This is a genomic window from Dietzia sp. SL131, from assembly GCF_026672565.1.
Lineage (GTDB): Bacteria > Actinomycetota > Actinomycetes > Mycobacteriales > Mycobacteriaceae > Dietzia > Dietzia kunjamensis.
In genome coordinates, this window is record NZ_JAPPRI010000003.1 from 704,858 (window position 1) to 717,988 (window position 13,131).

General features: G+C 69.8%; 15 protein-coding genes and 1 tRNA gene. 12 read left to right on the top strand and 4 right to left on the bottom strand.

The annotated features are described in order from the left end of the window. The first annotated feature begins 40 nt into the window (after positions 1-40). The 4 genes from OVA21_RS04160 to OVA21_RS04175 all read left to right on the top strand — a co-directional run bounded on the left by OVA21_RS04160 (position 41) and on the right by OVA21_RS04175 (position 2,268). Positions 41-442, top strand: coding sequence for a hypothetical protein (locus OVA21_RS04160; protein ID WP_268091859.1), 402 nt, complete (start codon positions 41-43; stop codon positions 440-442). A 64-nt stretch (positions 443-506) separates the two neighbouring features. Then, complete coding sequence (locus OVA21_RS04165; protein ID WP_268091860.1) at positions 507-932, top strand: ImmA/IrrE family metallo-endopeptidase; 426 nt, start codon at positions 507-509, stop codon at positions 930-932. Then, entirely contained in the window at positions 929-1,171 is a 243-nt protein-coding gene (locus tag OVA21_RS04170) for a DUF3263 domain-containing protein (protein ID WP_268091861.1), read from the top strand. Before OVA21_RS04165 ends, OVA21_RS04170 begins: the two co-directional genes overlap by 4 nt. 8 nt (positions 1,172-1,179) lie before the next feature. Continuing rightward, complete coding sequence (locus tag OVA21_RS04175; RefSeq protein WP_268091862.1) at positions 1,180-2,268, top strand: tyrosine-type recombinase/integrase; 1,089 nt, start codon at positions 1,180-1,182, stop codon at positions 2,266-2,268. Between the two features lie 38 nt (positions 2,269-2,306). On the opposite strand, the gene OVA21_RS04180 is transcribed toward OVA21_RS04175, so the two are convergent. Then, a tRNA-Arg gene (locus OVA21_RS04180) sits at positions 2,307-2,379 on the bottom strand. A gap of 108 nt (positions 2,380-2,487) precedes the next feature. Between OVA21_RS04180 and OVA21_RS04185 the strand changes: the two genes are divergently transcribed. The 8 genes from OVA21_RS04185 to OVA21_RS04220 all read left to right on the top strand — a co-directional run bounded on the left by OVA21_RS04185 (position 2,488) and on the right by OVA21_RS04220 (position 10,334). Continuing rightward, positions 2,488-4,518, top strand: a complete 2,031-nt coding sequence (locus OVA21_RS04185; protein ID WP_119192408.1) for a cytochrome c oxidase assembly protein — start codon at positions 2,488-2,490, stop codon at positions 4,516-4,518. Positions 4,519-4,687: 169 nt separating this feature from the next. Then, positions 4,688-5,212 (top strand): single-stranded DNA-binding protein, encoded by a 525-nt coding sequence (locus OVA21_RS04190; RefSeq protein ID WP_119192395.1) that lies wholly within the window; start codon positions 4,688-4,690, stop codon positions 5,210-5,212. A 125-nt stretch (positions 5,213-5,337) separates the two neighbouring features. Next, positions 5,338-7,011 (top strand): energy-dependent translational throttle protein EttA, encoded by a 1,674-nt coding sequence (gene ettA / locus OVA21_RS04195; RefSeq protein WP_067719805.1) that lies wholly within the window; start codon positions 5,338-5,340, stop codon positions 7,009-7,011. 6 nt (positions 7,012-7,017) lie between these two features. Further along, positions 7,018-7,503 (top strand): acyl-CoA thioesterase, encoded by a 486-nt coding sequence (locus OVA21_RS04200; RefSeq protein ID WP_119192396.1) that lies wholly within the window; start codon positions 7,018-7,020, stop codon positions 7,501-7,503. Further along, a complete protein-coding gene (locus OVA21_RS04205) occupies positions 7,500-7,958 on the top strand; it encodes an acyl-CoA thioesterase (protein ID WP_069389358.1) in 459 nt (152 codons plus the stop codon). Before OVA21_RS04200 ends, OVA21_RS04205 begins: the two co-directional genes overlap by 4 nt. Continuing rightward, positions 7,955-8,440 carry an acyl-CoA thioesterase gene (locus OVA21_RS04210; protein WP_082924106.1) on the top strand — a complete coding sequence of 162 codons (486 nt, stop codon included), beginning with the start codon at positions 7,955-7,957 and terminating at the stop codon, positions 8,438-8,440. Before OVA21_RS04205 ends, OVA21_RS04210 begins: the two co-directional genes overlap by 4 nt. After that, positions 8,440-9,120, top strand: a complete 681-nt coding sequence (locus tag OVA21_RS04215) for a hypothetical protein (protein WP_082924105.1) — start codon at positions 8,440-8,442, stop codon at positions 9,118-9,120. The genes OVA21_RS04210 and OVA21_RS04215 overlap by 1 nt, the downstream gene beginning before the upstream one ends. Continuing rightward, on the top strand, positions 9,117-10,334 hold the full coding sequence (locus tag OVA21_RS04220) for a site-specific DNA-methyltransferase (RefSeq protein ID WP_067719799.1): 1,218 nt from the start codon (positions 9,117-9,119) through the stop codon (positions 10,332-10,334). The genes OVA21_RS04215 and OVA21_RS04220 overlap by 4 nt, the downstream gene beginning before the upstream one ends. Here OVA21_RS04220 and OVA21_RS04225 read toward each other — a convergent pair. From OVA21_RS04225 to OVA21_RS04235, 3 genes are read right to left on the bottom strand one after another with little or no spacing between them, the layout of a single operon-like run. Further along, entirely contained in the window at positions 10,331-11,074 is a 744-nt protein-coding gene (locus OVA21_RS04225) for an SDR family NAD(P)-dependent oxidoreductase (protein WP_067719946.1), read from the bottom strand. The two genes, OVA21_RS04220 and OVA21_RS04225, sit on opposite strands and share 4 nt — an antisense overlap. Before the next feature lie 11 nt (positions 11,075-11,085). Further along, positions 11,086-12,657 carry a glycoside hydrolase family 13 protein gene (locus OVA21_RS04230; protein ID WP_268093108.1) on the bottom strand — a complete coding sequence of 524 codons (1,572 nt, stop codon included), beginning with the start codon at positions 12,655-12,657 and terminating at the stop codon, positions 11,086-11,088. A 17-nt stretch (positions 12,658-12,674) separates the two neighbouring features. Continuing rightward, positions 12,675-13,070: a globin gene (locus OVA21_RS04235; protein WP_268091864.1), complete on the bottom strand. Its 396-nt coding sequence runs from the start codon at positions 13,068-13,070 to the stop codon at positions 12,675-12,677. Positions 13,071-13,131 lie beyond the last annotated feature (61 nt).

Sequence of the window (13,131 nt, forward strand, 5' to 3'; positions counted from 1 at the left end):
AGTAGTCCTACTCGCGGTGCCGATCGCAGTCTGCGGGGCAATGTGGATCTTCGACGGCGTACTCCGAAACGCGGCCGTGTTCCTCACCGCATCAACGCTTTTCTCGGCAGTTCTGCTGGGCGTCTTCGCCCAGCTAGCCTCGCTCCGTTCACGCTTCACCGTGGACGAGCCAACACCGCAAGACCAAGACCAGCGAGACGTCTTGGATGAGAGCGTAAACCACGTCATGGCGGCAGAGATTGGGGCCATCGCCGCGTCGATCTTGTTGGCGGTAGGGCTAGGGACTTCGGGCTCGTCCACGATCTGCGGCCCACTGGCGTGGGTAGTCAGTGGCACGTTGGCTTACGTCGCCGTTGTTATCCTGATGCTTCTGCCGAACCTGCTCTACGCCTACACCAGGACGAACAACGTCGACAGCGCCCTGAGTGGGTTCGGGCGGTAATCACACGACTGTAATCCCAGCTCAGGTGGGGTGCATGTCGTACCTGCGTGGTCCTATTCGGTTCATGCGTGAACACCGATACCATCCGTGGCGAGTCCTCCGAGACCTGCCACACATCACCCTCCGGTGGTCCGCGGCCGTCGCCAGGGGAAGGGTCGATGGCCACACGATCATCCTGCATCCGCTACTCACTCAGGCCGAACGACGCTCCACGCTGGCGCACGAACTGGTGCACCTCGAGCGCGGCCCGGCACCACCACACCTGACCGCCCGCGAGGAACTGCTCGTCGAGGAGATCGCAGCCCGTCGTCTCGTCGACCTGGACGACCTTGCCGACGCGATCGTGTGGCACGACGGTCACGCCCATGACGAGATGGCGGACGACCTGTGGGTCGACCGGGCCATCCTCGTCGCCCGCATCCGGGCCCTCGACCCCGGGGAACGCGCCTACATTGAGCAGATCCTCGCCAGACGAGAGGGGAGCGCATGACCGAAGACGAGCACCGCATCATGCGGTTCGAGTCCCGCTGGTGGCGGCTGGCCGGATCCAAGGACACCGCGATCCGCGACGAGCTCGACCTCGCCCCGACCCGCTACTACCAACGGCTGCACCAGCTCATCGCCCGACCAGACGTCCACGCCGCCTACCCGGTCCTCGTGAACCGACTCAGGCGCCGCACCACCCGCCGACCCGCACGCCCCGCCGTGGGCACCCTCAACCTCGACTAGGAGACCGCGTGGCGACCATCAAGCCCTACGACACCGCGTCCGGGCGCCGGTACAGGGTCCGCTACCGGCGCCCCGACGGCCGGCAGACCGACAAGCGCGGCTTCACCACCAAGAAGGCCGCCGAACTGTGGGCCGCCGAGAACACCGTCGACCTCGCCACCGGGGCGTGGCTGTCACCCGAGGCAGGCAAGACCCCCCTCAGCGCCGTGGCGGACGCGTGGCTGGCGTCTAAGAACCGCGTCACCCCGAAGACCCGCGCCGGCTACACCACCACCGTGAAGATCCACCTCGGACCCTTGCGGGCCCTGCCCGTCGTCAAGGTCACCCCGGCCGTCGTGCAGGACTGGGTCGACACCCTCGAAGGGTCGCCGAAGACTGTCCGCAACGCGGCGTCCATCCTCCACTCGATCATGGGCCGAGCTGTCCGTGACCGACTGGTGCAGGCCAACCCGTGCGACGGCATCGACCTGCCGAAGGTGTCGGCCGGGACACGTAACTACCTCACCGCCGCCCAAGTCGAATCCCTCGCCCAGGTGTCGAAACGGCCCACCCTTGTGAACACGCTCGCCTACGCCGGGGTCCGCTGGGGGGAGCTCGCCGCCCTCCACGCATCCGACATCGACCCCGCGGCCCGGCGGATCCTCGTCCGCCGGTCCGTCACCGAGGTGTCCGGCACCCTGCACTGGGGTGAGACGAAGAACCGCACCGTCCGCGAGGTGCCGATCCCGACGTTCCTCGCCGACCAACTCCGCTTCGCCATCAAGGACAAGGACCCGGACGAGTTGGTGTTCACCGCGCCGCAGGGGGGAGTGCTGCGGTACCGCAACGCACGCCGCTGGTGGGATCCCGCGGTGGTCAAGGCGGACGTCCCCGCCGGGCTCACGCCGCACGAGCTCCGGCACACGTGCGCGTCGCTGGCGATCCGGTCGGGGGCGAACGTGAAGGTCGTGCAGCGGATGCTCGGCCACTCGTCCGCGGCGCTGACGTTGGATCGGTATGGGCATCTGTTCGATGACGACTTGGACGCGGTGGCGGACGCGCTCGAGGGTTTGCGTTCGCGGGAGTGTGGGCAAAATGTGGGCACGGCGACCGGATAGGGACCGGTCGCCGTGCCGGAAATATGCCCTGACCTGGGCGCCCCCGAGAGGATTCGAACCCCTGACCAGCCGGGTAGAAACCGGATGCTCTATCCACTGAGCTACGGAGGCCTGCGACGCGCGCGTGGGGCGTCGCCGGGAGAATGGTAACCGATCCGGGGGGTGGGTCCGACAGTGGCGAATCGGCCCGGGGGCGCCGCGGTTCCTACGATGGTGGTCATGACGTCGTCGAAGACCGCCCCCGCCACCGCCGGGCGGTTCGGAACCCGCAACATCGTCGCCCTGGTACTGCTCCTGGCGGCGGTGGCGGCCGCGGTGGTCATCCCACTGTCGGCCATGTCCGCCGAGGTGGCGCTCGAGCTGGTGGGCGTGCCCGATCCGGGTCCGCTCACCACGGCCGGCCTCCCGGCGCTCCGGTCGATCGCCGAGCTCCTCGCCGCCGTGGCCGTGGGGGCGGCGCTGTTCGCGGCGTTCTTCACCCCGCCGCAGAAGGACAAGACCCTCGACGTCGACGGCTACCGCATGCAGCAGATCTCGTCGTGGGCGAACATCGCCTGGGCGATCGCCGCGGCACTGCTCATCCCGCTGACCCTGTCGGACGTCTCCGGGCGCACCTTCCTCCAGTCGCTCCCGCCGGACCAGTGGTTGGTCGCGATCAACCAGATCGACATCGCGTCCTCGTGGCGCTGGGCGGCGATCATCGCGCTGGTCGCCGGGATCGGGCAGCGGCTCACGCTGAGCTGGCGATGGTCGGTCATCTGGCTGGCCGTCTCCCTGCTGTCGCTGCTTCCGGTGGCGGCCACGGGCCACGCGTCCGGCAGCACCGCGCACGACCTAGCCACCAATTCGCTGATGATCCACCTGTTCGGCGCCGCGTTCTACGTGGGTGGGCTCGTCGCGCTGATCATCCACACGTGGCGCGGCGGCTCGCGCGTCGCCCTGGCCCTGCGCCGCTACTCGGTGGTGGCGACGGTCGCGATCGTCGCCCTCGGGTTCACGGGCGTGATCAACGCGCTCGTCCGCCTGCACCCGGGTGACCTTCTCACCTCCACCTACGGACTGTTGGTGGTGTCCAAGGCTCTCCTGCTGTGCCTGTTGGCTCTGTTCGGTCTGGCGATCCGCCGCCGGATCATCGCCAAGATCGAGTCGACGGGGGCCAACGCGCCGGTCGACCGGCCCACGCTGCTGCGGATCATCGTGGTGGAGGCCGTCGTCATGGCCGGCACCCTGGGGCTGTCGGTCTCGCTCGGCCGCACCCCGCCGCCGGCGCCGCTGTACGTGCCCACGAGGCAGGAGGCGCTACTGGGCTTCGAGCTGCCCGGGCCCTTCGCGTTCGGAACGGTCTTCGGCACCTGGCGCTTCGACCTGGTCCTGGGGCTGGCCGCGGTGGTCCTGCTCGGCCTGTACCTCTGGGGCCTGGTGCGGCTGCGCCGCCGTGGGGATGCCTGGCCGCTGAGCCGCACCGCGTTCTGGGTGGCGGGCTGCGTGATCCTGTTCCTCACCACCAGTTCCGGCATGGGGATGTACATGATGGCCGACTTCGCCAGCCACATGGTGGGCCACATGCTCATCTCGATGCTGGTGCCGGTCCTCCTGGCGCTCGGTGGCCCGTTCACGCTGGCCCTGCGCGCGCTCCCGGCCGCCGGTCGCGGCAACCCTCCCGGGCCCCGCGAGTGGCTGGTGGAGTTCATCAACAACCCGCTCTCGCACTTCCTCACCCACCCGATCGTGGCGTCGGTGCAGTTCGTGGCCGGTTTCTACCTCATCTACTTCGGCGGGTTCTATCAGACGTTGGCCTCGGAGCACCTGGGCCACATGTTCATGAACGTGCACTTCCTCATCAGCGGCTACCTGTTCTACTGGGTGATCATCGGCGTGGACGCCGCGCCGCGGCACTTCTCGCCGATGTACAAGCTCATGGTCCTGCTGAGTTCGCTGCCGTTCCACGCGTTCTTCGGCATCCTGCTCATGAACACCAAGACCGTGCTGGCCGAGCCCTGGTATTCGGGCATCGGCCTGCCGTGGATCCCGGATCTGCTGCAGAGCCAGCAGGTCGGCGGTGGCGTCGCGTGGGCGGCGGGGGAGATCCCGCTGGTGATCGTCATGCTGGCCCTGGCGTGGCAGTGGTACCAGAGCGACATGCGCGAGGCGCGGCGCGGCGAGCGGCAGGCCGACCGCGACGACGATGCCGAGCTCAAGGCCTACAACGAGATGCTCCGGGAGATGTCCCGCGCCGACCGCCGGCCCTGAGACCGAACACCTCGTCGTCGTCACAGGCGCCGGTTCTCCACACCCCCCGCCCCCCTCCACAGGGCGGCCACCGCGGGCGGTGGGAACGAGGGGTGACGACGACGAGGTGGGGCACGCTGCAAGTCACGAGGCCGACGCACGGTCGGCCGAACGTGACAGGAGTGACCCCATGAACGAGACCCACACGACCGTCCGCGGAACCGTGATCACCGACCCCACCACCCGGCGGGTGGGCGACGACCAGGTGTTCACCTTCCGGGTGGCCAGCAACAGCCGCTACCAGGACCGGCTCACCGGCGAATGGAAGACCGGCGGCACTCTGTACTTCTCGGCCAACTGCTGGGGACGCCTCGGGCAACGGGCGTCCGGCGCACTGTGCAAGGGCGACGGCGTGATCCTGCACGGTCGGCTGCTCACCAACGAGTACGAACGCGACGGTCGAATCATGCGCGACCTGGAGATGCGGGTTAGCGCCGTGGGGCCCGACCTGTCCCGCATGGACGTCACCGTGCGCCGCGCCAGGACGGACGCCCCGGTCGAGGGGGCCGGTGTCGACGGGGCGGGCGTCGACGAGGGCGGCCTGCGGGGAGCTGCCGAGGACTCCGACGCCATGGCGCTCGGGTCGCTGGACCCGGATGAGCCGGGGTCCGAGCAGAGCGAGGCGGGCGAGTTCGTGGGGGCGGCCGGCGCCTGATGCTCCCGGGGGTGGGGCCGGCGTCCGCCGCGGACGCCGGGGCCGCGGGCGGACACGTAACATGGGGGTCGTGCCCGCGGCCGACCCGCGGTGAAGTGAACTATATGCGCAGGTGAGAGGGTAGAATGGCCGAGTTTATCTACACGATGAAGAAGGTACGCAAGGCGCACGGGGACAAGGTGATCCTCGACGACGTCACGATGTCCTTCTACCCCGGTGCGAAGATCGGCGTCGTGGGCCCCAACGGCGCCGGCAAGTCCTCCATCCTCAAGATCATGGCCGGGATCGACCAGCCCTCCAACGGCGAGGCGTTCCTCGATCCCGAGGCGACCGTCGGCATCCTGCTGCAGGAGCCGGAGCTCGACCAGTCCAAGACCGTCAAGGAGAACGTCGAGGACGGCCTCGGCGAGACGATGGTGCAGCTGCGTCGGTACAACGAGGTCGCCGAGGAGATGGCGACCGACTACACCGACGAGCTCATGGAGGAGATGGGTCGGCTGCAGGAGCAGCTCGACGCCGTGGACGCCTGGGACGTGGACTCCCAGATCGAGCAGGCCATGGACGCCCTGCGCTGCCCGCCGGGCGACTCGCCGGTGACGAACCTGTCCGGTGGCGAGGCGCGTCGGGTGGCGCTGTGCAAGCTGCTGCTGAGCAAGCCCGACCTGCTGCTGCTCGACGAGCCCACCAACCACCTGGACGCCGAGTCCGTCCTGTGGTTGGAGCAGCACCTGGCCGCCTACCCCGGCGCCGTCCTGGCCGTCACACACGACCGGTACTTCCTCGACCACGTCGCGCAGTGGATCTGTGAGGTCGACCGCGGTCAGTTGCACCCCTACGAGGGCAACTACTCCACCTACCTGGAGAAGAAGGCCGAGCGCCTCGAGGTCCAGGGCAAGAAGGACCAGAAGCTGCAGAAGCGGCTCAAGGCCGAGCTCGAGTGGGTGCGCTCCGGTGCCAAGGCGCGCCAGTCCAAGTCCAAGGCCCGTCTGGCCAAGTACGAGGAGATGGCCGCGGAGGCGGAGAAGCACCGCAAGCTCGACTTCGAGGAGATCCAGATCCCCACGCCGCCGCGGCTCGGCAACGTGGTGGTGGACGTCGACAAGCTGACCAAGGGCTTCGACGACCGGGTCCTCATCAAGGACCTGTCGTTCACGCTGCCGCGCAACGGCATCGTCGGCGTGATCGGCCCCAACGGCGTCGGTAAGACGACGCTGTTCAAGACCATCGTGGGCCTGGAGGAGCCGGACTCCGGCACCGTCAAGGTGGGCGACACGGTGAAGCTGAGCTACGTCGACCAGAACCGCGCCAACATCGACCCGGAGAAGTCGGTGTGGGAGGTCGTCTCCGAGGGCAACGACTACATCGAGGTCGGCCAGAACGAGATGCCCTCGCGTGCCTACGTCAGCGCCTTCGGCTTCAAGGGCCCGGACCAGCAGAAGAAGTCCGGCGTCCTGTCCGGTGGTGAGCGCAACCGCCTCAACCTGGCGCTGACGCTCAAGGTCGGCGGCAACCTGATCCTCCTCGATGAGCCCACCAACGACCTCGACACCGAGACGCTGGGCAGCCTGGAGAACGCACTCGAGGACTTCCCGGGCTGCGCCGTGGTCATCTCGCACGACCGCTGGTTCCTGGACCGCACCTGTACCCACATCCTCGCCTGGGAGGGCAACGTGGACGAGGGGCAGTGGTACTGGTTCGAGGGCAACTTCGAGGGCTACGAGAAGAACAAGGTCGAGCGTCTCGGCCCCGACGCGGCGCGCCCGCACCGGGTCACGCACCGCAAGCTCACCAGGGACTGACCGCAGATGGCCACGCCGACCACCCAGGGCTCGGACGCCCCGACCACCGGAACCTCACCCGGGGCCGCCACCGTGGCGGGGGCCGTGCACCGGGTCCGGATCCCGTTGCGCATCTCCGACTTCGTGGGCATGCACGTCAACAACGTGCGGTTCCAGGAGTTCTCGCAGGACGCCCGCCTGATGTGGTTCCGCGAGAAGTTCGGGGTGCCGGGCTCCCGGGTGCCGAGCGCGCTGGCGCGGTGGATGGAGATCGACTTCCGTCGCACCATCGCCATGGGCGTGCCCGAGGTGTGGGTGGACGTGCAGGTGGTGCGGGTGGGCCGCACCTCGTTCACGATGCGGACCTCGATCGGCTCCGAGTCGACCGGTGCCGAGCCCTGCGCGGTGGTCGACACCGTGATGGTGGTGACCGCGGATGACGAGACCACGACACTGGAGATCACCCCCGTGGAGCGCGCGGCGCTGCTCGGGGACCGGGAGGAGGCGGGATGACCATGCGCGACGCCGTGGACGCCGGGACGTTCCGTTGCACCCTGCAGGTGCGGTGGGCGGACTTCGACCAGTACGGCCACGTCAACAACATCAAGTACCTCGAGTACGCGCAGGAGGCGCGGATCCTGTTCATCCGCAGCCGGTTCGGGCCGTTCGGCCTGGGCAACCTGCCACAGGTCGTGCGGCGCACCGAGATCGACCACCTGCGGCCCGTCCTGCGTGACTCGACCTCGGTGGACGTGGAGATCGACGTCGAACACGTAGGGACCACGTCGTACCAGATCCGCCAGACCATCCTGGACGCGGCGGGCGAGATCTGTTGCACGCTGCGGGTGGTCATGGTCGCCTACGACTCCTCCACCTCGACCGCGGTGGAGATTCCCTCCGGTGTCCGCAACGTGCTGGAGGCGGCCTCACAGCCGGCGGCGATCACCGACCAGGGGCCCGCCACGTGACCGACCAGCTCGTCTACGAGACCGGCGGCCCCCTGGGCGTGTCCGGAGAGCCGGGCCGCAGGGTGTTCACCTCGGCGATGCCGGTCCGGTGGTCGGACCAGGACCTCTACCACCACGTCAACCACGCCCGGATGATCACGCTCATCGAGGAGGCGCGGATCCCGTGGCTCTTCTCCGAGGGCATGCCCACCGCGACGCTCACCGCGGGTGCGGTGATGACCGACCTGGCGGTGAAGTACCGGGGCCAGGTCAAGCACGCAGACGGCCCCATCCGCGTGCGCATGTGGTGCGAGAAGGTCGGCGGGGCGATGTTCGTGGCCCGGCACGAGGTCCGCGGCCGCATGACGCCGGACTCGGCGCCGCCCGCGGTGGACTGCACGGCCACCATCGCCGCGTTCGACTTGGCAACCCAGCGCCCGCGCCGGTTCACCCGCGCCGAGCGCGACTACCTGCTGGAGTTCCGGCACGAGGACCCGGCGTGATGGCACCCGGACCGGACGCCGGGATGATCCGCGTGCCCGACCCCGCCGACCGCGACGACCTGCGCACCCTCCTCCGGCGCATCCTCCGCCTCGACGAGGCCGCCGTGGTGCGGCTGACCTCCGGGGCCGGGGGCCGGATGCGCGTGTGGGCCCGCACCCCCTTCGGGGCACTGGTCGTCCGCGGACTCGGCGGCGACTGCCCCGGCGGCGACGTCGTGGCAGGTGCGGACCACCTGCTCACCGAACTCGACGTCCTGCCGCGCGGAGACATCGACGGTCGGATCGACCCCGGCATGCCGCTCCTCTCGGCATGGCAGGGACTGCTGCCGCCCGCCGACGGGTTCCAGCCCGTCGAGGACGTGCCGGCCCAGGTGCTGCTCGACCTCACCCGGTCGGGCCGGGAGGCCGCGCGGGAGAACGCCGGGCCCGCCGGCTTGCCGCCGTCGCTGCTCGACCAGGTGGCCCTCACCGTCCGAGCGGACACCGCCCACCCCGTCGGCGTGGACATGCGGACGGTGTTCTCCATGGTGATGTGCGGGTTCGTGCCGGAGAAGGCCGGTTCCGCCCCGGAGGGCGAGCCGGTCCGCGTGAGCGAACGCGGCGCCTGGCTCCGCCTGGACGCCCGGTACGGCACGGTGTTCCGCCGGACCGACTCCCTCACCCTCGAACCACTGCGGTGACCGCTCCCGACTTCTCGATCTCCTGGCCCGGGCGGGGCCGCGCCGCGGCCTCGGGTGCCGACGGACCGGTCCCGCGGATCGAGGCCCTCGTCACCGGCGACGCGGATCGCGCTGACGGGGCCGGGGTCGTCACCGAGGGGGCCGTGCTGGTCGGCGACGGCGCGCGCATCGCCGAGGCCCACGACGCGCTGGACGCGCACGGCCTCGCGCCCTGCGGCGCCGCGCAGGTGGTCTACCTCGACCCGCCGTACAACCGCGGGGGCCGGTTCGACGCCTACCACGACAACATGCCGCGCCACGAGTGGCTCGACTACATCGAGACCCGGCTCGTGGTGGCCCGCGACCTGCTCGCCGAGACCGGAACCGTGTGGGTACACCTCGACGACGCCGAAGCCCACCGGGTGCGTTGCCTGCTCGACGAGATCTTCGGCGCCGACGCGTTCATCGCGGACCTCACGGTGGAGAGCAACCCCAAGGGACGGCAACTGGACCGCTTCTTCGCCGGTTCGCACGACCGTCTGATGGTGTACGCCCGTGACCCCGAGCACGTGCGGCTGGCGGGCGGGGTGGCCTCGGCGGTCGATCCGGCGGACTTCCCGCACCGGGGCGTCGACGGGGTCAGCTTCCGGCTCCTACCGCTGCGCAACACCAACAAGCGTTTCAACCCGCGGACCACGCCCACCATGACGTACCCGCTCTACGGCGACCCGGTCACCGGCGAGGTGTCGGTGGAACCGGGCGGGGGACTGGAGGAGATCCTCCCGGTCTTCGGCGATCTCACCCCTGCGGTGTGGCGGTGGTCGCGAGAGCGGGCGCGGGAACGCGTCGGCGACCTGGTGTGCCGGACGGTGAAGGGTCGCTCGGGACCCCGGGTCGACATCTACCAACGGGACCGGTTCGAGGCGGGTCGGATCAAGAAGCTCAAGACCATCTGGCTGTCCCAGGAGGTCGGCTCGACGGACACCGCGCGAGCCGAACTGAGGGCGGCCGGGGTCGACGGGTTCCGCACCCCCAAGCCGGAAGCGCTGATGCGGCGGGTCGTCGAACTGGCCACCGACCCCGGCGAACTGGTCGTGGACCTGTTCGCCGGGTCCGGGACCACGGCGGTCGCGGCCCGTGCACTGGGCCGGCGCTGGGTGGTGGTCGAACGCAACCCCGAGACGGTCCGCGACGTGCTGGTGCCGAGGTTGCGCGTCGGCTCCGACGACGGTTAGCGGAGCATGAGCCCGCCGCCGTCGACCATCATCGTCTGGCCGGTCATGTACGACGCGTCGTCGCTGGCCAGGAAGACCGCGACCCGGCCGATGTCGGACTCGGGATCCCCGAAACGGCGCATCGGGGTGCCGGACAGGAGCCGCTTCTCGATCCCCGGGTTCGCCTCGATGTAGGCTTCCACGCCCTCGGTGAGCGCGAGGGGGGAGATGACGTTGACGTTGATCCCGTCGCGCGCCCACTCGTTGGCGGCCACCCGGCTGATCGCGCGGATCGCCTCCTTCGCCGCGGCGTACGACGCCTGGGTGGGGCTGCCGTCGATGCCGGCGCCGGAGGCGAAGTTGATCACCGACCCGTCCCGCCTTGCCAGATGCGGGTGCGCGGCCTTCATCAGCCAGAACGTCGGGTAGAAGCCGGTGGAGAAGGACAGGTCCATCATGTCGCCGGTGGTCTCGAGCAGTGGTGCCTGTCGGGACGCGTGGGCGTTGTTGACCAGGACGTCGAGGTGCCCGAACGCCTCCACGGCGGCCGCGACGATCGATGCGGCGTTGGCCTCGACCGAGATGTCCGAGTGGAGGTAGCGCACCTGCTCACCGAGCTCGGCGGCGAGCGCGTCCCCGGCGTCGTCGTTGATGTCCACCACGAGGACGTTGGCGCCCTCCTTGACGAACGCACGGGTGATGCCGCGGCCGATCCCGCCGGCACCGCCGGTGACGATCGCGGTCTTGTCGGAAAGTCGCACGTCGAAGCCCTTCAGGAGTCCTGCAGCCACACGGCGGTGTCCGGTGGCAGATCCCTCCCGTCGAGTGGGCCGGAGGCGAGGATGATCTCGCCGTCGGGCAGGGGCACCGTCCGAGGGGATGTATTGATCATGCACAGGATTCCGCCGCCGTCGCGCCGAAATGCCTGACACCCGTCAAGTTCACTTTCCCAGACGATCGCTTCCGTGTCCGCCGTCGGCCAGGATTGCCTGATCCCGATCGCCGTCCGGTACAGCGACAGCACGGAGTCGGGGTCCTCCCGCTGGGCGGCGACCGTGAGGTGCGACCATCCCTCGGGCATCGGCAACCAGGTGTCGTCGGCGGTCGAGAACCCGTACGGGGGCCGGTCGCCCTCCCACGGGATCGGCACGCGGCAGTGGTCACGGCCCATCTCAGCGTGGCCGGTCCGTTCCCAGGTGGGGTCGGTGAGTCGATGGTGGGGGATCGCAAAATCGCTGGGCAGGCCGAGCTCGGCACCGTTGTAGACGAACGCGATCCCCGGCAGCGCCAGCGTCACCAGGAGCATGGCGCGGGCCCGGGCCGTACCGACGGCCCCGTTGCCGTAGCGGGTCACCTCGCGGACGACGTCGTGGTTCGACAGCGCCCACGTGGGTGCCGCCCGCGAGACCCGTGCGGCCTCGAGCGTGGAGTCGATCGCCTCGCGCAGGGCGCGCGCGTCGAACGGGGCGCCGGTGAGGGCGAAGTGGAACGCGAAGTGCAGTTCGTCGGGCCGGAGGTAGCGCGCGAACCGCTCGGTCGGTCCCACCCACACCTCGCCGAAGGCGGCGGCGCCCGGGTAGTCGTCGAGGACGCGGCGGATCCGTCGGTGGATGTCGTGGACGCCGGGTCGGTCCCAGCGCGCGTCGCGGGGGTCGACGACGAGCTGGGCGATCTCCACGTCGTCGGGTAGATCCGCCAGGTCGTCGGGTTTGGCCAGCCCGTGGGCCACGTCGATCCGGAAGCCGTCGACCCCCAGGTCCAGCCAGAACCGCAGGGTCCGCTCGAGATCGTCGGCGACCTCGGGATTCGTCCAGTCCAGGTCCGGCTGTTCGGGGGCGAAGAGGTGGAGGTACCACTGGCCGGGCGTGCCGTCGGGCTCGGTGACGCGGGTCCAGGCGGGTCCGCCGAACACCGACGGCCAGTTGTTCGGCGGTTCGGAGCCGTCCTCGCCGCGGCCGTCCCGGAAGAGATAGCGCGCGCGTTCCGGGCTGCCCGGTCCGGCGGCGACCGCGGCGGCGAACCAGGGGTGCTCGATGCTGGTGTGATTGGGCACCAGGTCCATGATGAGCACCTTGCGGGCGGCGTGGAGCCGCCCGAGGAGCTCACGCAGCGTGTCGACGCTGCCGAACAGCGGATCCACGTCCCGCGGGTCGGACACGTCGTATCCGTGGTCGGCGCCGGGGGAGCGCATGATCGGGGAGAACCACACCCCGTCGACGCCCAGATGGTCCAGGTGGTCGAGGCGGTCGATCACGCCCTGCAGGTCACCGACGCCGTCGCCGTCGGAGTCGGCGAACGACCGCGGGTAGATCTGGTAGAGGACCATGTCCTCCCACCGGCGCATCGCGTGGGAGGGAGGCCTCACCCGATCTCCGCGGAGTTGACCATCATTGCCGCGGCGCGGGTGAGGTAGTCGACGAGCGCCGCCCGGTGTTCGTCGTCCAGCGTCTCGCGGTCGATCGTGTCCACGGCGGCGAGCATGTGGGTGAGCCAGGCGTCGTGGGCGGCGCGGTCGACGACGTACGGGTTGTGCCGCATCCGCAGCCTCGGGTGCCCGCGCTGCTCGGAGTAGGTGGTGGGCCCTCCCCAGTACTGCTCGAGGAACATCCGCAGGCGGTCCTCGGCCGGCCCCAGGTCCTCCTCGGGGTACATCGGGCGCAGCACGGGGTCGCCCGCCACCCGGCGGTAGAACTCGTGGACGATCTTCCGGAACGTCGCCGCTCCACCGATCTCGTCATAAAAGGTGCTGCTGCTCATGCCTCCCATCATGCCTGCCCAGGCGCTCGTGGGGCCCCTGGGCAGGTGGTGACGGGTGGGC

What these genes read in the sequence shown, in the direction of transcription:
- OVA21_RS04230 (WP_268093108.1), bottom strand. Translation starts at nt 12,657, where the DNA reads ATGCGCCGGTGGGAGGACATGGTCCTCTACCAGATCTACCCGCGGTCG.
- OVA21_RS04170 (WP_268091861.1), top strand. Translation starts at nt 929, where the DNA reads ATGACCGAAGACGAGCACCGCATCATGCGGTTCGAGTCCCGCTGGTGG.
- OVA21_RS04160 (WP_268091859.1), top strand. Translation starts at nt 41, where the DNA reads ATGTGGATCTTCGACGGCGTACTCCGAAACGCGGCCGTGTTCCTCACC.
- ettA (WP_067719805.1), top strand. Translation starts at nt 5,338, where the DNA reads ATGGCCGAGTTTATCTACACGATGAAGAAGGTACGCAAGGCGCACGGG.
- OVA21_RS04235 (WP_268091864.1), bottom strand. Translation starts at nt 13,070, where the DNA reads ATGAGCAGCAGCACCTTTTATGACGAGATCGGTGGAGCGGCGACGTTC.
- OVA21_RS04165 (WP_268091860.1), top strand. Translation starts at nt 507, where the DNA reads ATGCGTGAACACCGATACCATCCGTGGCGAGTCCTCCGAGACCTGCCA.
- OVA21_RS04190 (WP_119192395.1), top strand. Translation starts at nt 4,688, where the DNA reads ATGAACGAGACCCACACGACCGTCCGCGGAACCGTGATCACCGACCCC.
- OVA21_RS04215 (WP_082924105.1), top strand. Translation starts at nt 8,440, where the DNA reads ATGGCACCCGGACCGGACGCCGGGATGATCCGCGTGCCCGACCCCGCC.
- OVA21_RS04200 (WP_119192396.1), top strand. Translation starts at nt 7,018, where the DNA reads ATGGCCACGCCGACCACCCAGGGCTCGGACGCCCCGACCACCGGAACC.
- OVA21_RS04205 (WP_069389358.1), top strand. Translation starts at nt 7,500, where the DNA reads ATGACCATGCGCGACGCCGTGGACGCCGGGACGTTCCGTTGCACCCTG.
- OVA21_RS04185 (WP_119192408.1), top strand. Translation starts at nt 2,488, where the DNA reads ATGACGTCGTCGAAGACCGCCCCCGCCACCGCCGGGCGGTTCGGAACC.